The 24,949-nt window shown below is 41.0% G+C and carries 22 protein-coding genes, 1 pseudogene and 2 other annotated features; of the genes and pseudogenes, 7 read left to right on the top strand and 16 right to left on the bottom strand.

Annotation, left to right across the window (positions count from 1 at the left end; all coding sequences use genetic code 11):
- Position 1: 1 nt before the first annotated feature.
- The 4 genes from trpD to D9X91_RS10010 form a co-directional block, all read right to left on the bottom strand.
- A complete protein-coding gene (gene trpD / locus D9X91_RS10025) occupies positions 2–1,027 on the bottom strand; it encodes an anthranilate phosphoribosyltransferase (protein ID WP_121680484.1) in 1,026 nt (341 codons plus the stop codon).
- Positions 999–1,613, bottom strand: a complete 615-nt coding sequence (locus D9X91_RS10020; protein ID WP_121680483.1) for an anthranilate synthase component II — start codon at positions 1,611–1,613, stop codon at positions 999–1,001. The genes trpD and D9X91_RS10020 overlap by 29 nt, the downstream gene beginning before the upstream one ends.
- Entirely contained in the window at positions 1,610–3,007 is a 1,398-nt protein-coding gene (gene trpE / locus D9X91_RS10015) for an anthranilate synthase component I (RefSeq protein ID WP_199738096.1), read from the bottom strand. The genes D9X91_RS10020 and trpE overlap by 4 nt, the downstream gene beginning before the upstream one ends.
- A 73-nt stretch (positions 3,008–3,080) precedes the next feature.
- Positions 3,081–3,339, bottom strand: a binding site (T-box leader).
- Positions 3,340–3,400: 61 nt separating this feature from the next.
- Positions 3,401–3,654 (bottom strand) — a binding site (T-box leader).
- Positions 3,655–3,776: 122 nt separating this feature from the next.
- Positions 3,777–4,421 carry an MOSC domain-containing protein gene (locus D9X91_RS10010; RefSeq protein WP_233569762.1) on the bottom strand — a complete coding sequence of 215 codons (645 nt, stop codon included), beginning with the start codon at positions 4,419–4,421 and terminating at the stop codon, positions 3,777–3,779.
- A 176-nt stretch (positions 4,422–4,597) separates the two neighbouring features.
- On the opposite strand from D9X91_RS10010, the gene D9X91_RS10005 reads away from it, so the two are divergent.
- Positions 4,598–5,863, top strand: coding sequence for an MFS transporter (locus D9X91_RS10005; protein ID WP_121680481.1), 1,266 nt, complete (start codon positions 4,598–4,600; stop codon positions 5,861–5,863).
- Between the two features lie 3 nt (positions 5,864–5,866).
- On the opposite strand, the gene D9X91_RS10000 is transcribed toward D9X91_RS10005, so the two are convergent.
- The 10 genes from D9X91_RS10000 to D9X91_RS09960 all read right to left on the bottom strand — a co-directional run bounded on the left by D9X91_RS10000 (position 5,867) and on the right by D9X91_RS09960 (position 16,168).
- Complete coding sequence (locus D9X91_RS10000; protein WP_121680480.1) at positions 5,867–6,709, bottom strand: GNAT family N-acetyltransferase; 843 nt, start codon at positions 6,707–6,709, stop codon at positions 5,867–5,869.
- Positions 6,710–7,308: 599 nt separating this feature from the next.
- Entirely contained in the window at positions 7,309–8,745 is a 1,437-nt protein-coding gene (panF, locus tag D9X91_RS09995; protein ID WP_121680479.1) for a sodium/pantothenate symporter, read from the bottom strand.
- Positions 8,742–9,029, bottom strand: a complete 288-nt coding sequence (locus tag D9X91_RS09990; protein ID WP_121680478.1) for a YhdT family protein — start codon at positions 9,027–9,029, stop codon at positions 8,742–8,744. The genes panF and D9X91_RS09990 overlap by 4 nt, the downstream gene beginning before the upstream one ends.
- A 144-nt stretch (positions 9,030–9,173) precedes the next feature.
- Entirely contained in the window at positions 9,174–9,944 is a 771-nt protein-coding gene (locus tag D9X91_RS09985) for an alpha/beta fold hydrolase (protein ID WP_121680477.1), read from the bottom strand.
- Positions 9,945–9,992: 48 nt separating this feature from the next.
- A complete protein-coding gene (locus D9X91_RS23025) occupies positions 9,993–10,127 on the bottom strand; it encodes a hypothetical protein (RefSeq protein WP_267900808.1) in 135 nt (44 codons plus the stop codon).
- Between the two features lie 136 nt (positions 10,128–10,263).
- A complete protein-coding gene (locus D9X91_RS09980; protein WP_121680476.1) occupies positions 10,264–12,138 on the bottom strand; it encodes a PTS fructose transporter subunit IIABC in 1,875 nt (624 codons plus the stop codon).
- A 12-nt stretch (positions 12,139–12,150) separates the two neighbouring features.
- Positions 12,151–13,065 carry a 1-phosphofructokinase gene (gene pfkB / locus D9X91_RS09975; protein WP_121680475.1) on the bottom strand — a complete coding sequence of 305 codons (915 nt, stop codon included), beginning with the start codon at positions 13,063–13,065 and terminating at the stop codon, positions 12,151–12,153.
- Positions 13,062–13,811 carry a DeoR/GlpR family DNA-binding transcription regulator gene (locus D9X91_RS09970; protein ID WP_121680474.1) on the bottom strand — a complete coding sequence of 250 codons (750 nt, stop codon included), beginning with the start codon at positions 13,809–13,811 and terminating at the stop codon, positions 13,062–13,064. Before D9X91_RS09970 ends, pfkB begins: the two co-directional genes overlap by 4 nt.
- A 289-nt stretch (positions 13,812–14,100) precedes the next feature.
- Complete coding sequence (locus D9X91_RS09965) at positions 14,101–15,003, bottom strand: LCP family protein (protein WP_158598275.1); 903 nt, start codon at positions 15,001–15,003, stop codon at positions 14,101–14,103.
- Positions 15,004–15,019: 16 nt separating this feature from the next.
- On the bottom strand, positions 15,020–16,168 hold the full coding sequence (locus D9X91_RS09960) for a polysaccharide deacetylase family protein (RefSeq protein ID WP_121680472.1): 1,149 nt from the start codon (positions 16,166–16,168) through the stop codon (positions 15,020–15,022).
- Between the two features lie 178 nt (positions 16,169–16,346).
- On the opposite strand from D9X91_RS09960, the gene D9X91_RS09955 reads away from it, so the two are divergent.
- The 6 genes and pseudogenes from D9X91_RS09955 (at position 16,347) to htpG (ending at position 23,327) form a co-directional block, all read left to right on the top strand.
- Positions 16,347–17,600, top strand: a complete 1,254-nt coding sequence (locus D9X91_RS09955; RefSeq protein WP_121680471.1) for a hypothetical protein — start codon at positions 16,347–16,349, stop codon at positions 17,598–17,600.
- Between the two features lie 26 nt (positions 17,601–17,626).
- The gene (locus D9X91_RS09950) at positions 17,627–18,334 is read left to right on the top strand and encodes a response regulator transcription factor (RefSeq protein WP_121680470.1); all 708 of its coding nucleotides are present in this window, start codon (positions 17,627–17,629) and stop codon (positions 18,332–18,334) included.
- Positions 18,324–19,703 carry a sensor histidine kinase gene (locus tag D9X91_RS09945; RefSeq protein WP_121680469.1) on the top strand — a complete coding sequence of 460 codons (1,380 nt, stop codon included), beginning with the start codon at positions 18,324–18,326 and terminating at the stop codon, positions 19,701–19,703. Before D9X91_RS09950 ends, D9X91_RS09945 begins: the two co-directional genes overlap by 11 nt.
- Before the next feature lie 469 nt (positions 19,704–20,172).
- Positions 20,173–20,965: pseudogene (locus D9X91_RS09940) on the top strand (class I SAM-dependent methyltransferase).
- A 135-nt stretch (positions 20,966–21,100) separates the two neighbouring features.
- Positions 21,101–21,280: an H-type small acid-soluble spore protein gene (locus D9X91_RS09935; protein WP_121680468.1), complete on the top strand. Its 180-nt coding sequence runs from the start codon at positions 21,101–21,103 to the stop codon at positions 21,278–21,280.
- A 166-nt stretch (positions 21,281–21,446) separates the two neighbouring features.
- Positions 21,447–23,327: a molecular chaperone HtpG gene (gene htpG, locus D9X91_RS09930; protein ID WP_121680467.1), complete on the top strand. Its 1,881-nt coding sequence runs from the start codon at positions 21,447–21,449 to the stop codon at positions 23,325–23,327.
- Between the two features lie 397 nt (positions 23,328–23,724).
- Here htpG and D9X91_RS09925 read toward each other — a convergent pair whose 3' ends face one another.
- On the bottom strand, positions 23,725–24,315 hold the full coding sequence (locus D9X91_RS09925; RefSeq protein WP_121680466.1) for a DedA family protein: 591 nt from the start codon (positions 24,313–24,315) through the stop codon (positions 23,725–23,727).
- A gap of 143 nt (positions 24,316–24,458) precedes the next feature.
- Complete coding sequence (locus tag D9X91_RS09920; RefSeq protein ID WP_121680465.1) at positions 24,459–24,794, bottom strand: DUF962 domain-containing protein; 336 nt, start codon at positions 24,792–24,794, stop codon at positions 24,459–24,461.
- Positions 24,795–24,949 lie beyond the last annotated feature (155 nt).

Below are 24,949 nucleotides of genomic sequence, written 5' to 3'. Positions count from 1 at the left end.
GTTAAATCACCTTTCTTTCAGCTTGTCGGCTGTAATCGATCAGATATTCAAGCTTTCCGATTGCAGCCCCGCTATCTATGCTTTCTTTCGCCAATCTGATTGCTTCATGAACATTCCTTGCTTTTCCGCTTGCAAAGATCCCCAATGCTGCATTTAAAATCACGGTATCGCGATACGCCCCGCTTTCCCCTTTAAGGACGGATTTTAATATAGACGCATTGTCTGCAGCATTTCCGCCAATGATTTCTTCATTATCATATTGAGGCAAATCGACATCTTCCGGAGACAATTTAAACGGGATCAGCTCTCCATCATCCACTAAAACCAAATGGTTCTCCCCTGCAAGTGATGCCTCATCCATATAGCCGGCCCCATTCACTGTGATTCCTCGCCTCCTGCCGAGTTGATGAAGGGCCATAGCCATCTTTTCAAGCATATCCCTGCGATAAATTCCAACCAATTGGGTATCAAGAGTGACCGGATTGGTCAAAGGTCCTATCAGATTAAACATCGTTGGAATTTTTAATTCATTCCTGATTTTCATGACCCTTTTTAAGCTGGGATGAATACTCGGTGCAAAAAGAAATGCAATGCCATTATCTTCAAGAATTTCTTCCGTTTGCTGCATCGATAATTGCAGCGATACCCCTAAATTCTCGAGCACATCCGCACTCCCTGTCCTGCTTGATACACTTCGGTTTCCATGCTTTGCGACCGGTATTCCTGCTCCAGCAATGACGAATGCCGCAGTTGTACTGATATTGAAGCTATGAGATCCATCTCCTCCCGTACCGCAGTTGTCCATTACGCCGACAGGAACATTATGGAGCTGATGTGCTTTTTCCCTCAATATCGATACGAGTCCGCTCATCTCCTCCGTCGTTTCACCTTTTGTCTTAAGTCCCATAAGGAATGCAGCGATTTCACTGTCAGATACTTTATCAGAGAATAAATATTCCGCCGCATCCATCATTTCTGCCAATGTCAGCGACTCATGATCAGCTAATTTTTGTAAGTGTGTTCTCATGATTACTCGACCCCTTTTCAACATGATTCAAGAAGTTTTCAATTAATTTTTTTCCCGCCCCTGTACCGATGGACTCCGGATGAAATTGAAGTCCAAAAACCGGGTATAATTGATGCTTGATGCCCATGATCACTCCGTCATCCATGGAAGTCCCACTCACTTTCAGTGAGGACGGCAAGGTGTCAGGATCAATGATCAGTGAATGATAGCGCATCACTTCGATTGGCTGTGGCAGATATTCGAATAGGTCCAGCCCGGAATGCTTGATATTTGACGTCTTTCCATGTTTCGGGACAGACGCTTTGATGATTTTTGCACCGAACGATTCTCCGATGACTTGATGCCCCAAACAGATCCCAAGAATCGGTGTTTTATCGTAAAATGACTTTACAACCTCCAGACAATTTCCGGCATGAGCTGGATCTCCGGGACCTGGTGACAAAATGATGGCATCGGGATCCAAGGTTTCGATTTGCTTGGCGTCGATTTCATCATTCCTTTTTACGAGGACGTCGCCTCCCAGCTCCGAAATATATTGATAAAGGTTATAAGTGAAAGAATCATAATTATCGATCAGTAATATCATTTTGCAACCTCCAATAGCGCTTTTGCTTTATTCAATGTTTCTTGATATTCGCTTTCAGGATTTGAGTCATACACGATCCCCGCACCTGCCTGCACATAAGCTTTTTGATCCTTGACTACCATCGTTCTGATCGTGAGCGCGAAATCCATATCTCCATTTGCGTTGATATAGCCGATCGCTCCTGAATATACTCCCCGTTTTGTATCCTCCAGGTCATTGATGATCTGCATGGCTCTTATTTTCGGAGCGCCTGACACCGTCCCCGCCGGCAGACAAGAAATCAAGGCATCAACACCCGATAAATCATTCTTGAGCGTTCCAGAAACCTCCGATACGATGTGCATGACATATTTATAGCGCTCAATCGCCATGAACTTCGGAATCTTGATGCTGCCCACTTCACAAACCCGACCGATGTCATTCCTACCGAGGTCAACGAGCATCTTATGTTCGGCTATTTCCTTTTCATCATTCAACAGCTCTTTTTCAAGCAAGGCATCCTTTTCTCTCGTTTCCCCCCTCGGTCTTGTACCTGCAATGGGGTTCGTCGTAAGCTTTGAGTCCTTCAACTTAATGAAGCTCTCCGGCGAAGAACCAAGTACTACATAATCCTCAAAATCAAGATAAAACATATAGGGGGAAGGATTCGTTTTACGAAGCTTCCGATAAAGGGCAAATGCGTTTCCATTGAATTTCCCTGACAAACGCTGCGAAAGGACCACTTGGAATATATCTCCATTCACGATATGCTCTTTTGCTTTTTGAACCCTTTGTTCAAATTCTTTCTTGTTTATTTCTGGAACAAATTCGATAGGGCTGCTTACAGCTTCATCCTCCTCCTCAGGAGTGGCAACCATTTTCTTGATTGCATGCAATTCGTTTTCGAGGTCCTCTTTTGTACGGCGGCCGTCTTGACTCGTACAGACGATATGGACTTCTTGGCTGATATGATCGAATACGATGATATCCTGATAAAACAAGAAGTGCAGATCAGGAATTGCTGTTTCATTTTCTTTATCCGGGCCGATGAATTCATGCTGGCGAATGACGTCATAGCCGATGAATCCAACAGCTCCAGAGTAAAAAGGGAAGCTTCCTTTTATATTCATCTCAGGCAGCTGTTCCTTTAATATGTTTAATGCCTTTCCTTCGACTTTCTCCTCTTTCAGATTGGATTTGACCGTTGTTTGATCTCCAAACGAAAATATTTGTTTATAAGGATTAAGGCCGATAAAAGAATACCTGCCGCTTTCCAAATGCTTCAACGAGCTCTCCAGAAGACATTTTTTCCTCCCCTTCAACCTTTTGAAGATGGAGATCGGGGTCAAGAGGTCCCCTTCTATTTTTAAAGTTCTCATTGATTCTGACCTTGTTTGTTTTTGTTTCACATTCATTGAAATCTCTCCTCGCTGCCTTTTTCTTTCTCAATAAAAAAAGTCCCCTAGAAATCACATTTTCCATGTGTTTCTAGAGGACGATTTTCCGCGGTGCCACCTCATATTGAATGCAATCAACTTATATTGACAGCATCCCTCTCATTCGAATACAGGTCCCGACATTGAACCGATATCCTATCCCTTTAACGGTGGAATTCCGTGTTCTCCTACTCTCATTCAAAGAACCTCTCGCAAGCCCATTCAATAATTCCTATCGCACCGGGTTCCCACCATCCCCGGTTCACTGCAGCGCATCGGAAAAACCTACTCCCCTTGCTCAACGATTTATAATATTCAACTATGTACTTTGGTGCCTGGCACCCTGATAAAATACAAAAAGGTCCCCCATCCGAAAAGGACGAGGAACCCGTGGTACCACCTTTATTAGCTTAAAAGCTCACTTTATCGTATCAAGTATGGACACAGCCTACTTTAATACTTGTCTCTTGTATCGATGAGACACATTCGCCAGAGCCTACTGATTCAAAAAACGTTCGGTCTGGAGGCTCGGAAGGCCATTCACCCATACTCCCACACTGGTTCACACCGGCCACCAGCTCTCTTAAGTGTCAGTATCAGCTACTCTTCTTCTTCAACGCCAAAATATTTTCGTTTTGATTGATTATTATACTAGTACCAGATGTATCGATTGTCAAGGGGAGATTTCAAAAAATTCATTACCTCTTCAATAACATATTCAGTGAAGGCCTTTTGGTGATGGGCTCACTCAATTTTTATGAGGGGCCATTAATTTTTTTTGTATGGCTTTTTTCCAAGCAGAAGCCAACTCCTTCACTTCCATGATTTTCTCAAGTCTTTCTTTATTTTTAAAATCGTGGAATAATGTTTGATTTGCTTCCAAAATGGATATTTGAAGTGGATGCTGATCAATTAGAATGATTTCAGAACTTTCGCTGATGCTTCCTTCTTTGATCACTTTTCCAAAATACCCTGTAAAGCCTGTCTCGATAATTCTTTTCAGCAGAGGATCGACTCCATTGAATTTGGAGATAGTCGAACAAGGGATCCTCCCTTGGCAGATTTGAATGACTGCTTCTCCGATCTGAAAAATATCCCCGATGAAAACTTCATCTTCTTTCATCCCTGTAACTGTGAGATTTTCACCGAAGGCAGGGATATTCAGTGTTTTATTGAATTCAGTCTCCCATTTTTGATAATGCTCGTACGGATAAAAGCATACGGCTCTTTCTTTTCCTCCATGGTATTCATGGTTTTCTACATCATCACCGACGAATCGCTCCTCCGTTACCATAACTTCTTGTACGGACCGTTTAGAAATCCCGGACCTATATGTATTTTCATTATAAGAATGTTCTTTCGGTTTACCGACATTGACCCTGATAATCTTCATGAAGCACCTCGGTTTCATTGATTTATTTTATTCCCAATTTTGTCCAAATCGAGATTTATGACAGTCGTCTTGAATGAATATTTTTTCAACACAGGAAAAAATATCTCCCGATAAATTACTAAAAAAAAGCAAACCCTAAATGATAGTGATAAAACAGAGAAAGGACTTAATTCAATATGGATCAGACTGAATTCATCAATCCAGGCTGCCAGCCTGCTGACACAAAAGAATCGGAAAAGGGAACGAATGGACAACGCTGGGCTATCATCTCTCTTGCATCAATACCATTGATCATGACGCTGGGCAACTCCATGCTCATTCCGGTGCTTCCTGTAATGGAAAAAAAGCTCAACATTAGTTCCTTACAATCAAGCCTAATCATTACCGTGTATTCCATTGTCGCGATTCTTCTGATTCCCATTGCAGGGTATCTATCAGATCGATACGGGAGGAAAATGATCATCATCCCAAGTCTAATTATAGCAGGTCTCGGCGGACTGATAGCAGGATGGGCATCATGGAGCTGGGCAAATCCATACGTGTTCATTCTCATGGGGCGTGTATTACAAGGTGTCGGGGCAGCAGGAGCGGCTCCTATTGTCATGCCATTGGTTGGCGATATGTTCCAAGATGACCGTGATGTTTCATCCAACCTCGGCATCATAGAGACTGCCAACACATTCGGGAAGGTATTGAGCCCAATACTTGGCGCAGTGCTTGCAAGCTTCATCTGGTTCCTGCCCTTTTTTTCATTTCCTGCTTTTTGCCTCATTTCTACACTATTGGTTTTATTTTTAGTGAAGAAGCCAAAAAGTCAAAGCACCGGCTGCACACTTGCAAATTTCATCAAAAATACAGGTGCTATTTTCAAGACCCACGGCAGATGGCTTATTGCTGTATTCATCATAGGTGTCATATTGATGTTCATTTTATTTGGTCTGCTTTTTTTCTTATCATCCAAACTGGAGTCCCCATACGGATATCACGGAGTCAAAAAAGGATTCATTCTCGCTATTCCACTTGGATTTTTATGCGCCTCTTCCTATACGGTAGGAAAGATCATCAAGGATGATCTCGTTTTGATGAAACGGATAACCTTCTATAGCATTCTTTTGAACGGAACATCAGTCGGTCTTCTCCTCTTTGCTGAAGGTTTATGGGTGCAGATGATGCTTTTTGTCTTGAGCGGAATTGGAATTGGTGCTAGCTTGCCATGCTTGGATGCAATCATAACAGAGAGCATCGAGAAGGCTGAACGTGGAACGATAACTTCCATCTATAGTTCGATGAGGTTTGTCGGAGTAGCCGCCGGTCCTCCTATAACGGCGTTAATGATGAAAAACCATTCTGCATGGATCTTCATCACCTTCGCCATCCTTTCCGTTTTTTCATTATTTTTTGCCGGCAAGAAAATAAAGCCGGCTGTTAAAGGGACCGATTAGAAGCTATACAAACTTTATCAAGCTTGAATCTAAAATTGGCTCATATCCGATTTGCATATAAATCTTATTTGAGGAAGGGTTGGCTAAGTCGGTATATAAAGCACAATACTCATAATTTTGCAGCAACAGACGGCTCAAGTTTGATACCATTGCCGTTGCGTAACCTTTTTTTCGTTGTTCATCAGGCGTATAAACCATATTCACAACGGCTACATTTTTGGTCGATCGTGCACTTCTTGCCATCGAAACTGGTTCCCCATCATTTTCCCATAAAAAAACTGTTCCTTGTTCAATCATGACTGCTACACGGAGTTCGGCATCAGCCTTTGTAAGTGCTGGCTCCCCTGTATCAGAAATGAACCTGAGGAGCCATGAAGCAACCAGTTCCTTTTCATTGCTGCGTGCCTTTCTCATTTTTCCTGGTGTATGCTTAAGATCATTTACTTTGTTGAGCTTGTAGATTCTTTGCTTCATGGCAAATGTTGACTCTTGTCCTGTTTTTTCAGCCCATGTTCGGGAAAAATACTCGGCAAGGTTCTTCTCTGCAATGACTCCAGGGACATTTACGCTCTCATAAACAAGCTCCCCGATCGCAAAGTCGACAACCTCTTCATAGTCACTCCCTTTTGGTACAGTCATTATCAAATTATATGGCGGTGTCATTAAGCAAATCAATTTCACCTCCCCTTTATCGGTCGCAGCAGCCATATATATGCCTTTCCGATTGCTTTTTTTCAATTGATAAAGCAAGCCAAGCATTAGATTGTTCTCAGCTTCGTTTTCTTCCAACAATCTTTCAGTTTCTACGAGAAATTCTGCTGCGCTGTCATACCTTCTCCACTGCATCTTCCTACCCCCATTTCTTTTCTATATTTATTAGATAATGGAGTTCATTTTTCCTGTTTTTTATACGATAAAAAGGCTGTTTGTTAAATGAAGGTTGCAAGATGATTTTTTATTGGAGCGGAAGATGTGAGGCTCCAGTGGGATCAGTGGAAAAGGGAGATCCCCGAAGCGGAGAGCACAAACTTTCTCAAAGGCTCTTTTCTCAAAGATTGTTGTTTTTAACAGTTTTTTCTTTAAAATAACTCATCATTTGATGTTGATGGGAGAAGAAGGTGCGAGACTCCGGAGGGAACAGCGGGCCAGTTAGAAAAGCTGCAGGGCTTTGCCCAGGGGCGACACCTCGAGCCCCTAAGCCCTGGAGCTAGACAGGTGAGACCCCGCAGCGAGGAGAAGTAAGGCGGATGTTCGATTAAGTTCGGCACGTCAGGTGACAACATCGAACGACCTCACTTCGTGTGAGGCCCCTCAGAAAGAGAGTATCCTGCAACGTAAATCAACCTTACACAACTTTTGGTGAATAGCTACAAACTTTACGAAAGCACCCTTATCCAATGATCATAAAAAAAGGAATTCCCTATAATCAGGAAATTCCTTTTCATTCAATCCATTTCGGCAATAACAGGCTTGGTAGCCAAAGAAACTGCTACATAGCACAGAAAAGAAAGGATAATCGGAAATACAACCGTATTCATTCCAAGAAAGTTGGGATGAAATTTGTCAAAAATCATATAGGATGTCATACCGACCAACATGGAAGACAATGCTCCGAACTTATTACCTTTTTCCCAATATAACCCAAGGACGATTGGCCATATAAAAACAGATTCCAAGCCTCCGAATGCATATAAGTTTAACCAAATCAAAAGGTTTGGCGGATGTATGGCCAAAGCAAAGACAGAGACACCTACGACAGCCGTCACAATGAACGAAGTCCATTTAACATTATTTTCCGAAGCGGAAGGATTGACGTAGGAAATATATAAATCCTTCACCACTGCAGATGAAACCAATATTAAGAGCGAGTCGACCGTAGACATGATTGCTGCCATCGGTGCGGCAAGCACAATGCCTGCCAGCCATCCCGGAAGTACTTTCAAAGCAACTGTCGGCATGACTTTATCGCCTATTTCTATCCCTGGGACAACTGCCCTTGCAAACACACCTATCAAGTGCATGCCCAGCATGATCATTCCTACCACAATGGTGCCAATGATGATTGCCCTATGCATGGCACGGGCATTTTTGTACGACATAGCTCTCACTGCTACTTGCGGAAGACCTACAACCCCGACCCCGACCAATATCCAAAAAGAAGAAATATATAATGGCGTCAAGCTATGATCATTTCCGTAAGGAGTCAGTAAATTGGGATTTTCATTTCGGAGTGTCTGTACGATTCCATCAATGCCCCCGCCTGCAATAATCGTTGCAACCAGCAGGACGATCGTTCCTATGAGCATCACCACTCCCTGAATACTGTCTGTAATGGCGACTGCACGAAAACCTCCAATGATGACATAAATCAATACCGATGCTGCAAAAATCATCAACGCTGTTATGTAGGGGATTCCGATGACAGATTCGATCAATCTGGCCCCTCCTACCCATTGGGCCGCCATGGAAGAAAACAAGAACACAATAATGCTTATTGCAGCGATGATGCTCACCCATTTACTCTGATATCTTTCTTTTAAAAAGTCGATCAAGGTTATTGCATTATATTTTCTCGCCATGATCGCAAATTTTTTGCCTAAAATCATCAGGACGAAATATCCTGTGACAACCTGGGACATGGCCAACAGCACCCATGCGAGTCCAATGTTGTATGCAGCACCAGGGCCGCCGATGAAGCTACCCGCACTTCCATATGTGGCTATCATGGTCATCGCAAGGATAAATCCGCCCAGCTGCCTGCTGCCTAAAAAATACTCCTGTAAAAAGGAAGCGGAGGATGTTAAATGCCGTGATGCATAAAGACCGGCAATGAAAATAATGACTAGGAACAGGACGAGGGGAATGAGTACTTGCCAATTCATATCGATCCTTCTTCCTCATCGTCAAATGGCACATCTTTAAAAAATGCCTTCACTGCAAACACAACCAATACGACCATGACAATGAACCCAACCACACAGCTGTAAAAGAACCACGCCGGCAGTCCAAATATGTAATGATATTCCGATACATCCTTGCTCCCTAATCCATAAGCAAAACCATACCACCAAATAAAATTAATGATGACAAGAATGACCCCGATGATAGCTTCTTTATGAGCGATGTGAAACCGCCAATCTTTTTTCTTTTTATTTTTCAAATTCATACCTCCTAAAACCGTATACCACAAGTAACAGTACGACACGGACTTCGTTAATGCAACATTTTTTTCTTATTCAACAGCTCTTTTCGTAAAGTTTGGTGTAATTCGTCAAAGACTGCATGCTCATTAAGAAATACTGTGAAAATATTACTGGTCCGCATGTCTATTAACAAATTCCAAAATATATGCATTTATCAAGTCGCTATGCCTGGTTGGAAGCTGGTGGCTTGCCTTTGGAATCATATGCACCTCAGTATCGATATACTTCTTATAGTATTTAACATGGTGGTTGATGTAGTCTGATTTACAGCCGTACAAAAGAAGCATTGGAACGTTCAACTTCAAAAGTTTCTCTTCGAATGAAAATGCCAAGGATGCTCTGTAAAAATCAGCCCAATTTTGATTATCTGCCTTTAGGATATGTTGATAAAGCTTTTTCTGAAAAATATGCGATTGAAAATGGCTGCCAGCAAGCATTTTGGCGAGGAATTTCGGGAAATGGCCGGCAAGAAAGATACCAATATAATGTTCAGCTTTGAACATTTCTGTTTCCACTTTTGGATATGCGCCTGATAACATGATGCCTTTGACGTGATCAAGATACTTAAAAGCGTACTCTTGTGCAACGGTTCCGCCAGCAGAATAACCAAATAAAAATACTTTCTCGACCCCCATGGATTTCCTAATGGATTCAATTTCATCTGCATAATCAGAAATGCCTGTATAACCATGAGTTGATTTCCTGCTATCTCCATGGCCGCTCAAATCCGGCAAAATCAGACGAAGGTCATTTGCTAATAAGCGCTGGAGCTCAAAAGTCATACGTCCCATTCCGGGAGGATGGATAAATATGACCGTTTCTCCTTTGCCAATGTCTTCATAGGCAATATTATTATCATTGACGGTTGTATAATGCATTTCCTTTCACCTCAAAAAGGGGCGCTGATCTGCGCCCCTTGTTTATCATTATTTGTTTTGGTTTGTTTTTTCAGCTTTTTTGTTTGTTTTTGCTTGGGAGAATTCTTGTGAGAATTCAGTATCCCTTTTTGCATTAGTTTTTTGCATACCAGTTTTAGGAGCTTTCTGATTACGTTTTGTCATGAAATATCCCTCCATAATTTGAGATGGCTACCTTTCTATTTTGTGATAATCCACTGCCATTCAACCAAGGGAAATCAAACCACCCCACCCTTTTGGTGCCAGGCACCTTGAGGGGTGGGGTGGTTTGATTAAATGTTTATTTTGCCGTTTTTTTCAGGAATCCTACCATTAGTGCCGTTACGAAAGAGCCAATGAGGATGGCCAATAGATAAAGGAATGGGTTGCCTTGGACGACAGGGAATACAAAGATTCCCCCATGTGGCGCAGGCAAGCCGATTTTGAAGATCATAGTCAATGCCCCGGCGACCGAAGAACCGACAATGGACGCGGGAATGACCCTGATTGGATCTGCTGCAGCAAAAGGGATCGCTCCTTCGGTAATAAAGGATATTCCCATAAAGTAACAAGCGAATCCGGCTTTTCGTTCTGAATCATTGAACTTTTTCCTAAAGAATGTTGTCGCGAATGCCATACCAAGGGGCGGAACCATTCCTCCTGCCATGATAGCCGCGTGGGGTGCATAGTTACCGGCAGAAATCATCGCCAACCCGAAAGTGAAGGCAGCTTTGTTGATTGGTCCTCCCATATCCACAGCCATCATCCCGCCTAGAATCAAACCGAGAATCACTAAATTTCCTGTTCCCAATCCGCCCAACCAATCCTGGATGCCGGTATTGATGGAGCTCAACGGTGAAACAAGATAAAACATGATCAAGCCAGTCATAAAAATGCCAAGTAGAGGAAAAATCAATACCGGCTTCAAACCTTCAAGCACTTGTGGAAGGTTGCGGAAGACATACTTAATTCCAATGACAATGTAGCCTGCCAGGAATCCTGCAATCAAGCCGCCTAAAAATCCTGCATTCCCATGTGCAGCCATTAATCCGCCGACCATACCTGGTGCAAATGCCGGCCTGTCGGCAATGCTCATGGCGATGAATCCTGCCAAAACAGGGACGATCATGAAGAAGGCATTCGCTCCACCGATCGTATTCAAGATTTCGGCAAAGCGGTTGTACTCGTCACTTTTTGGATCAGCAGAATGGATGCCGAACATGAAGGAAATCGCTATCAGGATCCCTCCTCCGACAACAAACGGAAGCATGTTGGATACACCGTTCATCAAGTGCTTATAAAACCCTGTCCTTGACTGTTTATTTGGAGACTTAGCTCCCTCTGCCCCCTGATCACTGCCGCGTTGATAGATAGGTGCATCCTGTTTTGCGGCTTTCTCCAATAATTCCTGGGGCCGGCGAATGCCATCAGCGACAGGAACTTCAATGACATGCTTCCCTTTAAAGCGTTCCATCTGCACCTTCGTATCTGCAGCCACAATGATGGCAGCAGCATGTTCAATCTCACCTTGTGTCAGAATGTTCTTTGCGCCGCCTGATCCGTTCGTTTCCACTTTAAGATCCAGCCCAAGTTCTTTTGCTTTCGCCTTTAGGGCATCTGCAGCCATATAAGTGTGGGCAATCCCGGTCGGGCATGCAGTCACTGCCAGAATCTTGCTGTTGGAGGAGGCTTCTTCTTCAGTTTGATCCACTTCCTTTTCATCCTGATCATATCTTTCAATGACTTGGATGACTTCTTCCTTTGTTTTGGCTGCCATCAATGCATTTCGAACTTCCTCATTCATAAGGATGGTCGATAACCTGCTAAGCGCTTCCAAATGAGTTTGGTTTGCACCTTCAGTAGCGGCGATCATGAAAAACAAATATGCAGGCTGGCCGTCAAACGATTCATAATCCACACCAGCTGTGGATTTACCAAAAGCTATGGCGGGCCATTTGACAGCGCTTGTTTTGGCATGAGGAATGGCGATTCCCTCTCCGATTCCCGTTGTACTTTGCTTTTCTCGATTAACGATTGCCTCTTTAAATGAAGCTTTATCAGATAGCTTTCCTGCATGATCCAATACATCGACAAGCTCTTCAATGACTGTGGATTTATCATCCGATTGCAGATCAAGCTTCATCGTACTTTTTGTCAATAGCTCTGTAATTTTCAAGTTCCTCTCCCCCTATTCAATGTCGTTTATGTGTACTTGTTCGAATAATTCCATGATCTTCACTTTATTTGCCAGCCCTAGAGAAAAAGCTGTGGCTGAACCAGCAGAAGCGGCAAGTTTGAAAGCATCTTTGATTGGCATGCCTTTTTGTATACCCGCCAAAAAACCGGCAACCATGGAATCCCCTGCACCAACAGAGCTGATTAATTCCCCATCAGGGACATCTGCTAGAAGGATTTGATTTTCATGAAATAAAATGGCTCCTTTGGCTGCCATTGAAACGATAAGGTTTTGAACCCCTTTTTCCAAAAGTTTTTTACCATAATAAATGGCTGATTCTGTTGAATCAATCTTTACTCCAAAGAATTCACCAAGTTCATGGTGGTTTGGTTTAATTAAAAATGGCCGGTTTTCCAACACAGGTTCAAGCAGTTTTTTTTCTGCATCTATGATGAGTCGAACATCCTTGTCTTTTATTTGGTTGGCAATCGACTGATAAAAATCTGGACTCACAGACCGCGGAATGCTTCCTGCAAGCACCAGCGCATCGCCAGCTTTGAGTGAATCGAGCCGTTTCAGGAATAGTTGCAAGTCATGATCCGTTATGCATGGGCCGTTCGCATTTATCTCAGTTTCATCCTCAGCTTTTATCTTGACATTAATCCTCGTTGTACCATCAACCTCAACAAAATTTGTAATGATTTGTTCCTTTTCAAGAAAATCAGAAATATATTTTCCGGTGAATCCACCTACAAAGCCGAGCGATGTAGTCCCCACATCCAATTGGCTTAGAATTCGCGATACGTTAATGCCTTTTCCCCCCGGAAAAATATTTTCGTTGTTAGAACGGTTCAGCTGCCCGCTTTTAAACGCATCAAGCTCCATCAAATAATCCAAAGAGGGGTTCAGCGTTACTGTATAAATCATGATGTCACAACCTTTACCATAGTTTTTCTTTGATAGGACCGGAGATCTTCATCATGCTCATCTGTAACCAGGCATGCTTTATTTAAATCTGCTATCTTGGCGAATGATATTTCCCCTAATTTAGAATGATCGGCCAGCACAAATGCTTCTCTTGCCAATTCCATTGCACTGTTTTTCACAAACGCTTCCTCAGGATCAGGGGTCGTATATCCCGAATCAGGATGAATGCCATTTGCCCCCATGAAGGCTTTATCAAACCGATATTCCTTCAATGAATTTACCGCGCCCTTACCGATCATGGCATTTGTCTTGGGCTTGACGTAACCTCCGATCAAATAGGTCTTAAAGCCTTTTTTTACAAGCTGCCCCACATGCTGCAGCCCATTTGTCACAACCACGATTTCAAGATCAGGCAAATGATCGATCATTTGTAATGTAGTGGTTCCTGCATCCAAATAGATGCAATCACCTTTTTCAATTAAACTGCATGCTTTTTTCGCAATCAGCTGTTTTTCATGATGGTTTTTGAAGGTTTTTTCCGTAACACTTAATTCATTCAATTTACCTTGCAGCCTTGATGCCCCACCATGTACCCTTTTCAAAAATTTCAATTCCTCAAGCTGTGTCAAGTCCCTCCGGATTGTTGATTCTGAGGCGTTAGTCAAGTCAATGATCTCCTGTATTTTCACGACATCCTTTTGCTTCAGCAAATCAAGGATTAGTGTCTGTCTCTCTTCGGTAAGCATGGGCTCCTCCTATCGCTTTTATGAACATTATAATGGAATCGCTTCCATTTTTCAATCATATTCAATCAATTACATTCATTTTCAATCAAAAATCATTTAGGAGCCCGTTTATGATAAAGATGATATCCGATCCAATCAGCTTCATATGATGAATTTTCATCAAAATAACTTTAAAAAACACAATCTTCGAGAAAACAGCCTAAAAAAGGGTCCCAACCATCAAAAAAAAGATGATCGGGACCCGTTTTCATTATTTCTGGGCAGAGATGCCTCAGCTTCTATCCAGATATCATTCAGTTTTTAGGGATGGCATTTGATCGATGATGAAATACCATGCCCCATCCTCGTACTTGTTTTCGCCTTTGATTTCTTTTTCTTCAATATTTCTTACAGCGTCAAGATCGTTTTGGTAAATCCGTTTCAAGTCGTCTTCCGTCAAATTCCATTCAAGGTAGGAGGAAAACTTCCCGGCTGTATGCAGCAACGTACTTATATCCGGGTGATTCAACATTTTCTTGGCAATGCCTTCCATCACCGCCCTTTGTCGCTCATTCCTGCCTGCATCTCCTTTCGGATCTTGTTTCCGCATCCTGACAAAATCGAGCGCTTCATTTGGCTCCAACGTCTGCATCCCTTTAACAAAATGATGGCCGTTGAATGTGAAATCGATATCGCTTTTCACATCTATTTCTCCAATATCATTCAAGATTTGCTCAAAACCGTTCATATTTACCTTCCCATAATAATCAATCGTAATCCCAAACAGATTTTGGATTGTTTGAACAGTCAATGGGACATCCCCATATGTATAAGAATGATTCAATTTCGTGAATCCCTCCCTGCCGGGTATATGAACTTTCGTATCCCTTGGAATGGATATCAACGTGGTCTTTTTCTCCTTTGGATCAATTTGGGCAAGTACCATGACATCCGGTCTTCCTTTGTCACCAGGCCGCTCATCCACGCCCATCAAAAGGATATTCAAGATTTTCCGCTCTTGATCACCGGGTTGTTTTTCATTCTGGTCGATTTCCTTTTTCACTTCAGTTTCACTCTTCACTTCCGTCGGCAATGGTTTATATGTGTTTTCAAAGAATGCGTCTACTTGGTGGACTACCTGATAGAAAAACACACAGGCCGCTGCTGATAAAACTGTGAATATGGCAATGGCGATTTTTAATCCCTTCTTCATTCTTTTACCTCCTGCATCAATAAGATTCAAATTGTACTGGTTTAATTTCTTCATTTAAGGGCAGCATTGTATAGCCCTCTTTCTGGAAATACTTCAAGATTGATTCCAAATGGGCAAGTGTCGTTGACTTTTCGTGCATCAGAACAACTTTAGGCTGATGATATGGGAAGTTTTCGACTTGATGAATAGTATTTTGGACGAATTCCCCATTTGGATATTTCCAGTCTTCACTGTCAATATTCCAATCCCAGAGGACAAAACCGGCTTCATCTACAGCCTTCATATAATTTGGCTTCATATACGGCGCGGATCCATAAGGGGTTCTAATAAGATGAGTATCTACGCCTGTCAGGTTGATCAAGGCTTTTTCATCTTCTTTCATCTCGTCTACGACGGTTTGGGGTGATCGATAAATAAGACTGGCTTGATGGGTCACACCATGCAGCCCCATCCCTTCCCCATTCTTCTTCATATCCTGCAATGCTTCAGGATGCTTTTTCATATTTGGCTCAAGCATAAAAAATGTTGCTTTTGCATGGTATTTATTCAATAAAGAAATAAACTGTTCAGATTCAGCACTTGGACCATCATCAAAGGTTAAATAAACGACTTTTTCATGATTCGCTTTTTGATCGTCCTGATTTTCAGTCTTATTCCCCGATCCATTATCCTGACGATCAGTATTTTCTGATTGATCTTTTTCTTTTTTATCACCGACAGGCTTATTCACCACATTGGAATCATCTTTTTTGTCTGATGACTCGAGTTGTTTTTTACTTGATGAAGGATTGCTTTCAGGAAGATTAGTATTTGTCTCATCCTTTTCGGTATGGTTTGAGGAATTGGTTTGTGTTGTTTCCTGTTTATCACCTTTATTAGATTCACTTTTTTTCTTTTTAAATTCCATCGACTCTTTCAACTCTGGGGTGAGGACAATATCATATTGGTAAGACCAACTAGGGAGTTTCATTTCTATCGTTTTATCAAACTTCCAATCTTCCAAAATTAATGGAGAATAATAATTTCTTGCTGACATGGCGTCAGCTTTTCCTTCATTTGTATGTAAAATTTGATATCCGCAGGTGATGGTCAATAACGCCGCAGGAACCATGATCATAAATTTTTCAAACCTCTTCATTTTTCTCTGTTTTCTTCTTTTACTCACCCTTTTTCAATCCTTTCAACTCGTTTGTAAACTCAATGTGTTTTTGTCGTTTTCTGTTGTCGAAATTAATGATATCGTGAAGGGAGTGGAAAAGGGTTACATGAAAGTTACAATCTTCTTGTTACCGGATTGTTACTTGCATAATGGCCAAAAGTAGTATAATGAAGGATGTTTATTCATGAAGGGAGTATTACGGATGAAATACATAATTGCAGGGGTCATTTCCCTCACCGCTTTCCTATTGAGCGGCTGCAGCATATTTGAAACCAATACTGCACTGCTTTCTCCCCCATCTCTCCCTGTTCAAAAGGCTGAATTAAAGGAATCACTGACTAAATTCATTCCAAGTGATGCCGTTCAGCTGACCCCGGTGGACAGCAAGAAAACAAATAATATTTTCTTAAGCGACCTGGATAACGATGGGACTAATGAAGCAGTCATATTTTATAAAGTGATTGACAATTATTCTCCAGTACACGGAGTGATTTTAAAAAAACAGAACGGCTGGAACAAGATTGGAGAAATCGTGGGCAGCGGTTCTACCCTTGGAAAAGTCGAATTTGCCGATTTAACCGGAGACGGGAAAAAGGAAGTTATTATAGGCTACGGATACAATGAACAAAGCGATGACCGCGGTTTAAATGTATATGAATTGTTCAATGGACCAAAACCGGCCAAGCTGCTCGAAAGCGCCTATAATAAGTTCGTCGTCAATGACCTTAATGAAGATGGCCAGATGGATTTGGCGATTGTCCAGCTGAGACGGAACGAATTGAATAAAGTTCAGCTCTATGAAAATAAGAACGGAAAACTTGTCAAAATAGATGAGCTTTCGTTGGATCCATTCATAAATGGGTACGAAAATGCAGTTGCCGGGCGGATTTCCGACAATAGGAAAGGGATCTTGCTGGATGCTTCGATAGGTGCTCACTCAGCAGTCACTTTTGTCGTGGCCATGGAGAAAAACCATCTGATCAATGTGTTTCCAACTTCGAGTAATCCAACATTTAAACCGTTCTCTGTTTACAGCCAAGATAAAAACAAGGATGGCATCCTTGAAATCGGCTTATTAAAGGAACCTATCCTTGATTCAAGCAAGAGTCTTTCAGAACTTCCTTATATAACTGAATATGTTCAGCTGGATGAAACGAATAATTTAGTGACGAAAAGCAAATGGTTCATCAATAATGATTTTTTATATGACTTTCGATTACCTGATGAGTGGCCGGAGATAAAAATCGAACAATCAAAAGATAAGAAATATACAAAGTTCATTCAGCCTCAAACAGGAAAAATCTTATTCGATGTATATGTGACGAAATCAGGGAAGGAGCAATTAAGTAAATGGAAGGTTCTCGCGAAACAGCCTCCCTATATCTATCTTTCAAAAACAGCAAATAAAACGACGATTCAACAGTTCCATGTTCGTTAAGAATCAATGAAATGAGGTGATACAACATGAATAAAATATTGGTGATTGAAGATGAAGAAAATATCCGAGGTTTTATATTAGTAAACTTAAAGAGGTTTGGCTATCAAGTCTTCGAAGCAGAATCTGCCGAAGATGGATTGAAAATTTATGAACAGAACGAGGACATTTCCGTCATCCTGCTTGACGTCATGCTTCCCGGTATGGATGGATTTCAGGCATGCCAGCAGATCAGGGAGAAGGATCAAAGTGTCGGCATCATCATGCTGACAGCAAAAACCCAGGAAATGGACAAGGTTCATGGACTGATGAATGGTGCAGACGATTATGTCATTAAACCTTTCAGTCCTAATGAACTTGTTGCGCGAGTACAGTCTTTGATGCGCAGGATGCGATCGGCAACAAATTCTTCCTTAAAAAATGAGACACACGGAGTGAAGGTTGATTTACAAAAGCGGATCGTGAAAAAGGATGGGGTGCATATCGACTTATCCCCCATTGAGTTTTCCGTGTTGGAATTATTAGTGACTGCCCAAGGTTCTGCCATCAGCCGCAATGATCTACTGGATGAAGTGTGGGGGCTGAATTTTGCAGGCGACCCAAAAGTCGTAGATGTTAACATTCGCCGCATCCGGCAAAAGATTGAATACGATCCATCAAATCCGAAAATGATTGAAACAGTGTGGGGCTTCGGCTATCGGTGGAACGATAAAGGACTGGACACAAATGGGAATTAGAAAAAGGTTGTTTTTACAGCATTTATTCATCATTTCGATGACAGTATGTTTATTCGAAGGTATTTTCTTCTATGGACTCTATAGCTATTACTATGATGGAACGACAGAAATGCTGAAAAATCATGCCGCAAATTCGGCCCAGTTTGCCAATCGCTATATGGATATCTCCCCCTATAATCTAAGGCAGACGATTCCAAAAATGAGGAATAACTTTGAAATCCCGCAAGCGGAAATGCAGGTGCTTTCAACCAATGGAAATGTCCTGATATCTTCTACCGGATTTTCGACAAACGAAAAGATCTTGACCCCGGATGTAAAAAAAGCAATCAATGATCAAAATGGAGACTGGAAGGGGCATAACGTCAAAACGAATGAAAGAATTGTGGCAGTATCGGTACCAATAAAGGATAATAACCGTGTTCTCGGTGTGTTAAGATTTGTTTCTTCATTAAATCAGATAGACGTTGAGGTCAGAAAATTAACATTGATTGCGATTTCGATAGGAGCAGGCGTGATCTTGCTTGTCATGTTATTCAGCATCGGCCTCGCCTCCACCATCACTAAGCCGCTTAAGCAATTGACTTCTGCTTCTAAAAAAATGGCCAAAGGTGATTTTCAGACAAAGATCAATGAACAATATGTTGGTGAATTCGGCGTACTAGCAAAATCATTTAACAATATGGGGCAGGAGCTTCTAAACCATGAAAAGATGAAAAACCAATTCATCTCCTCTGTATCCCACGAGCTGAGGACTCCCCTCACCAGCATAAAGGGATGGAGCGAAACATTGTTGACCGGGAATCTAGAGGATACAGAAGAAACGAGGACCGGGATCAAAATCGTTTCCAGTGAAGCCGAAAGACTGATTGGTCTTGTTGAAGAGCTTCTCGATTTTTCACGTTTCACGAATGACACGATGAAGATTCAAAAGCAGCATTTCAATTTCTGTACACTAATTCAAAATATCGTGTTACAGCTGGAAAAGCAGGCTTCGAGGAAAAAGCTTCACATTCAAATAGAATCCTCTGAGGACTGTGAAATTAAGGCCGATCCGAATAGAATCAGGCAGGTATGCATCAATTTATTGGACAATGCCATCAAATACAGCAATGAACCTGGTACAATCAATATCCGCTTCAAGAAATCAGCGCATACATTTCACTGTGAAATCGAAGATGAAGGAATTGGAATTGACCAAAATGAACTTCCAAATTTAAAAAAAATGTTCTATAAAATCAACGAGAGTTCATCAGGGGCAGGACTCGGGCTTTCCATTTGCCAATATATCATTGAACACCATCAAGGAAATCTGGAATTCAAAAGTAAAAAAGAAAAAGGAACTACTGTAAGCTTCACGATTCCTTTATAAGAAGCTGGAAGACTTGCACGGAAAATCAACATCAGTGTTTAACACAGCAAAAAAATAAAGGAAGTTCCATTCAGGAACTTCCTTTATTAGATGGACAAAAGGGATGAATCATTCTCATCTTTATAAGAGGGGTAAAGATTAAGCTATTAATATTGAATAATAGTGAGAATGATTTTCAATTTCATTATAGTATATGGCTAACCTTCTCGTCAAACCGATAATCTAAAAAAATATTTCCAAATTGGTTTTTTTATGTTATGATGGTCCCAACACAACATATAGTGATGATTACGAAAATCTCATCTACATATAGTCCATCCATCACTATAGGTTTCCTCTTTTGACCACTCATTCATTTGGGTGGTTTTTTTATTATGGTTTTTGAATAACCCGAAGAAAACATTGCCATAAAGAAGGATTTATTCCTACTATATAGAAAAAGTAATATTCACGTTAAGGAGGAGAAGAAATGAGGCAAGAAGAAATGAGCGATCTCAATAAAAGAGGATGGAATCATTCTGCATATCAAGCCTGGTGCTCACGGCACGGATCACCAACTGAGTTTTCTCAAAAATCAAAGATGATCCCACACTACAAGTAGATCATTATTTGGGATACATGACCGATATTAAAGGAAAAAAATTTTGAACTTATTAGGTTCCAAAGGATCCAAGGCAGTGGCATTTGCATTGCTTGGAGCTGATGTAACGGTGGTGGATATTTCGGAAAGCAATCAAAAATATGCTTTGGAACTTGCGGCATCTGCTGGAGTTAACATAGATTATATCGCATCCGATGTGCTATCCCTCTCAGGCGCACCGACCAACTTTGATTATGTCCTGCTTGAGCTTGGTGTTCTCCATTATTTCGTTGACCTTCACCCAGTATTCGAGCTTGTCTCTCATTCACTACAAAAAGGCGGGAAATTCATATTAAGAGATTACCACCCTTTCGTTTCGAAAGTATTAGAATTGAAAGACGACAAAATGGTAGCAGGCGGAGATTACTTTAATGACAACATTATCGAGAATGATGTAGCCTATAGCATCCTGCTTCGTGAAGAACAACGAGAAACTATCCCTAAAACCGTGATTAGACGATGGACTTTGGCTGAAATCATCTCGTCTTTGTCTCCGGTTGGCTTAAGCATCCGAACATTGGAAGAAGAAAAAGGAATACGTTGGCCGCTGCCAGAAGGAGCTCCGGATGGTATTGAAAACAAAGTGCCCTGTCTTTATACATTGACCGCATTAAAAAACTGAACTGCTGACGTATAAAATGTCCAGGTAATTTTTAATGTACGCTCCCTTCTATCCCCATCAATTTCATTCACATCGAATATGCCTCCTTTTTCAAGCAAATACTTTACATATCCCAATGAAAAGGAGGTTTTTGATTTGGACGCTAAAAGAGCACAAGAAATATCGACTTCCAGAACGATTGCGAATGTAATATGTAATGGAAATCAAGTATATATTGAACACGTCGATCAGGATAATGGGATGGCTACCATCCACCCCCTGAATGATGCCAATAGTAAACAAAGTGTTTCCATCGATAGCTTGAAAGAAGAATAAAATCATTTTTTAGGGGTGTACCGTGATGCATCCCTATTTTCATTTATTGAGTACTGCTGAAATATTGACACATTTTCCCGATTATGATAATTATTTAGTAGTTAGCACTCTTTGAGAAAGAGTGCTAACCACTGCAAATAAAGGGACCATCGAAAGGGGAATTTGTATGACAAAGAAGCAATTTAGAGCTGAATCAAAGAGATTGCTGGAAATGATGATTAATTCCATCTATTCTCAAAAAGAAATTTTCTTGCGGGAGCTTATATCCAATGCAAGTGATGCCATCGATAAGATTTACTACAAAGCTTTGACAGATGAATCACTTTCCTTCAATAAAGATGATTACTACATAAAAATCATCCCGAACAAGGATAACAGAACCTTGACGATTGAAGATACTGGAATCGGGATGACAATGGAAGAGCTCGAGACAAACCTGGGCACGATTGCTCAAAGTGGTTCACTTTCATTCAAAAAAGAAAATGAAATGAAGGATGGCCAAGACATCATCGGCCAGTTCGGAGTTGGCTTTTATTCGTCCTTTATGGTCGCTGATGAGGTGACTGTCATCACAAAGTCTCTTGGCAGCGATTCAGCATACAAATGGCAGTCAAAAGGCGCCGACGGATATACAATCGAAGCATGTGAAAAAGATGAAATCGGGACGAAAATAACACTGAAACTCAAAGATAATACCGAGGATGACAGCTTTGATGAGTATTTGGATCAATACCGCCTGAAAGCGATCATCAAGAAGTATTCTGATTTCATCCGCTATCCGATTAAAATGGATATCACCGAGAAAAAGCTGAAAGATGACAGTGAGGATGAGTATGAGGATGTTCAAAAGGAACAAATCATCAATAGCATGGTTCCAATCTGGAGGAAAAACAAAAACGAGCTTACAGCAGAAGATTACGAAAAGTTCTATTCCGAAAAGCATTATGGATTTGATAAACCCTTGAAGCATATCCATATTAGTGTGGATGGTGCTGTCCGCTACAATTCAATATTATTCATTCCTGAGCAGACGCCATATGATTTCTATTCAAAAGAATTTTCAAAAGGTTTGGAGCTTTATTCAAATGGTGTATTGATCATGGAGAAATGTGCAGACCTCCTTCCAGACTACTTCAGCTTCGTAAAGGGAATGGTAGATTCAGAGGACTTATCACTAAACATTTCAAGAGAAATCCTGCAGCAGGATAAGCAATTGAAGCTGATTGCAAAAAATATCAAGAATAAAATCAAAAAAGAATTGCTGTCCCTTTTAAAATCGGATCGTGAAAAGTACGAAAAATTCTATCAGTCTTTCGGCAGACAATTAAAATATGGCGTATACAGCGACTTTGGGAGCCATAAAGAGGATTTGCAGGATTTATTAATGTTCTACTCTTCTTCAGAGAAAAAACTTGTCACCTTGGATGAATATGTTTCAAGGATGCCGGAAGATCAAAAATTCATCTATTATGCTGCTGGTGAGAGCAATGCTCGTATCGAGAAGCTGCCGCAGACCGAAATGATTGCAGATAAAGGCTATGAAATCTTATATTTCACAGATGAAGTCGATGAATTCGCCATCCGGATGCTGATGAACTACAAAGAAAAAGAATTCAAGTCTGTTTCCAGCGGCGACCTTGGTCTTGAAGATTCAGAAGAAAACAATGATAAGGAAATGGAAGAAAAAGAAAACAAAGAGCTTTTTGAAAGCATGAAAGATATATTATCTGGAAAAGTGAAGGATGTACGAATTTCAAAACGCCTAAAATCTCATCCTGTTTGCTTGACTGCTGACGGCGAAGTTTCAATCGAAATGGAGAAAATCCTCAAAGCAATGCCGGATAATCAAAATGTCAAGGCAGACAAGATTCTCGAGGTGAACAGCAGCCATGAGGTGTTTCAATCGTTGAAAGATGCATTCGAGAAAGATAAAGCCAAATTCGACCTATACACGAATCTGTTATATAATCAGGCCCTTTTAATCGAAGGATTGACGATTAAAGATCCGGTCGAATTTACGAATGACATTTGTAAAATCATGGTGTAATCAGCAAAAGACGTTATGAAATAACTAAGTCACTCCTCTATAAAGACAAACAACACCTAGCACAAGCTTAAACAACAACCAGATTCAATGATCACTAAAAAAATCCGAACTGCTTCGAATCTAATGAAGATTCGAAGCAGTTCGGATTTTTATTCGACTAAAATACTTTTGTCCCAGCCTTTTAAAGACAATAAAAAAGACGCCTGTAATCCGACAGACGCCTTCATTGCAAAATTTTGAGGCGATAGGTTTTCCGCAGGCCACATCCCGCGTCAGCTTCGAAAGCTTAGTCTATCGACTTACACAAATAGCTCATCGCTTGATTACTATAACATGGTTAACAAACAAATTCAACATAATTTGCAGAGTTTGAACTACTAGTGCTATCAACGTAAAACTACCCTTCCTGCTGATCAGGCTCAACATAATATTTTTTGCGGATATATTTTACAGACCAATATATCAAAACAATTGCTGCAGCTGCACCTAGGAGCCACCAGGAAACATTTTGGATCATCTTGTTGATGACTTTTACATCTCCAAGGGTCCCTAAGTAAACAAATAGAAATGAAAGCGGGAATACACCGATAAACGTTAGAAGGGCATATTTTAATGGTTTGATTTTGCAGAAACCACCGATAAACGCAATGTAGCCCATCCCGAATATCCTGCCTAGGGTAATGGTCCAATCTCCATATTTATCAATCCATTTCATTACTTTTTTCATTTTCTTTTTGGAGATTTTCTTCGTCATTTTGTCTTCGAACTTTATGCTCAACCAATACGGGAAAAAGCTGCAAAGGACATAGATAATGCTGATTGCCAATGCAATAAGCAGCATTTCCAGGAAGCTTGGCTTAAGCAGATAGCCATACAATAATATGATGAATGAAGCTGGAAAAGGAATTGATAAAGCTTCAATGGATACCCCTAGAAGCAATCCTATCCAGCCTAGGTGGACAAGGAAATTAAAAACCGTCTGCAGCATGTCAGCATTCCTCCATAAAGTTTTTACGGAAACTTCTTATTTTTTCAATATATTTATTCTTTACCCCTAGCAATAAGATAAAAACAAAAAATCATAAAGAAAAAATGAGAACTTTTTACCAGTCGGAATGCGTAATGCCTGAATTATAATGGTATCTTTTTTGAAGCTTGCTCCGATTCTTTTGGCATCTTGCCCAACAAAATCAAAAAATACATTTGGAAATCCGCTCTCAGTGACCAAAATGGATGACCAAATGTTGCAGGTTTATTTCCTTCTATAAAGAAATGGGAAAACCATGCAAAACCATATGCTATGACTGGAGCGAGCAATATAATCCATGGGTTTTTCAAAACCGCTGCCAAAATCAAACAGACAAAAACAAATGATGTTCCTACAAAATGCCATGCCCTCGTACTTTTCTTGCTATGCTGAGAGAGATAAAATGGCCAAAATTCTGCAAATGAATGAAATTCTTTCACAACTCACACCTCATTTTATGAAAAAGTCTTATTATTTCATTCGCTATAACCGAAAGATTCCCTGCTTCGGAATGCTTGCTTTCGTTCCTTAAAATTGAGTAGGAGGGAGTGATTAACTCCCGACCTCTCACACCACCGTACATACGGTTCTCGTA

This window comes from Falsibacillus albus (assembly GCF_003668575.1).
Taxonomy (GTDB): domain Bacteria; phylum Bacillota; class Bacilli; order Bacillales; family DSM-25281; genus Falsibacillus; species Falsibacillus albus.
Note: the sequence above shows the minus strand (reverse complement) of the source record. Positions and strands in the feature narration are given on the sequence as shown.

Coding starts and splice junctions, on each gene's coding strand:
- trpD (WP_121680484.1), bottom strand. CDS start 1,027: ATGAGAACACACTTACAAAAATTAGCTGATCATGAGTCGCTGACATTG.
- D9X91_RS10020 (WP_121680483.1), bottom strand. CDS start 1,613: ATGATATTACTGATCGATAATTATGATTCTTTCACTTATAACCTTTAT.
- trpE (WP_199738096.1), bottom strand. CDS start 3,007: ATGAATGTGAAACAAAAACAAACAAGGTCAGAATCAATGAGAACTTTA.
- D9X91_RS10010 (WP_233569762.1), bottom strand. CDS start 4,421: ATGAAGATTATCAGGGTCAATGTCGGTAAACCGAAAGAACATTCTTAT.
- D9X91_RS10005 (WP_121680481.1), top strand. CDS start 4,598: ATGGATCAGACTGAATTCATCAATCCAGGCTGCCAGCCTGCTGACACA.
- D9X91_RS10000 (WP_121680480.1), bottom strand. CDS start 6,709: ATGCAGTGGAGAAGGTATGACAGCGCAGCAGAATTTCTCGTAGAAACT.
- panF (WP_121680479.1), bottom strand. CDS start 8,745: ATGAATTGGCAAGTACTCATTCCCCTCGTCCTGTTCCTAGTCATTATT.
- D9X91_RS09990 (WP_121680478.1), bottom strand. CDS start 9,029: ATGAATTTGAAAAATAAAAAGAAAAAAGATTGGCGGTTTCACATCGCT.
- D9X91_RS09985 (WP_121680477.1), bottom strand. CDS start 9,944: ATGCATTATACAACCGTCAATGATAATAATATTGCCTATGAAGACATT.
- D9X91_RS23025 (WP_267900808.1), bottom strand. CDS start 10,127: ATGACAAAACGTAATCAGAAAGCTCCTAAAACTGGTATGCAAAAAACT.
- pfkB (WP_121680475.1), bottom strand. CDS start 13,065: ATGATTTATACAGTAACGCTGAACCCCTCTTTGGATTATTTGATGGAG.
- D9X91_RS09970 (WP_121680474.1), bottom strand. CDS start 13,811: ATGCTTACCGAAGAGAGACAGACACTAATCCTTGATTTGCTGAAGCAA.
- D9X91_RS09965 (WP_158598275.1), bottom strand. CDS start 15,003: ATGAAGAAGGGATTAAAAATCGCCATTGCCATATTCACAGTTTTATCA.
- D9X91_RS09955 (WP_121680471.1), top strand. CDS start 16,347: ATGAAGGGAGTATTACGGATGAAATACATAATTGCAGGGGTCATTTCC.
- D9X91_RS09950 (WP_121680470.1), top strand. CDS start 17,627: ATGAATAAAATATTGGTGATTGAAGATGAAGAAAATATCCGAGGTTTT.
- D9X91_RS09945 (WP_121680469.1), top strand. CDS start 18,324: ATGGGAATTAGAAAAAGGTTGTTTTTACAGCATTTATTCATCATTTCG.
- htpG (WP_121680467.1), top strand. CDS start 21,447: ATGACAAAGAAGCAATTTAGAGCTGAATCAAAGAGATTGCTGGAAATG.
- D9X91_RS09925 (WP_121680466.1), bottom strand. CDS start 24,315: ATGCTGCAGACGGTTTTTAATTTCCTTGTCCACCTAGGCTGGATAGGA.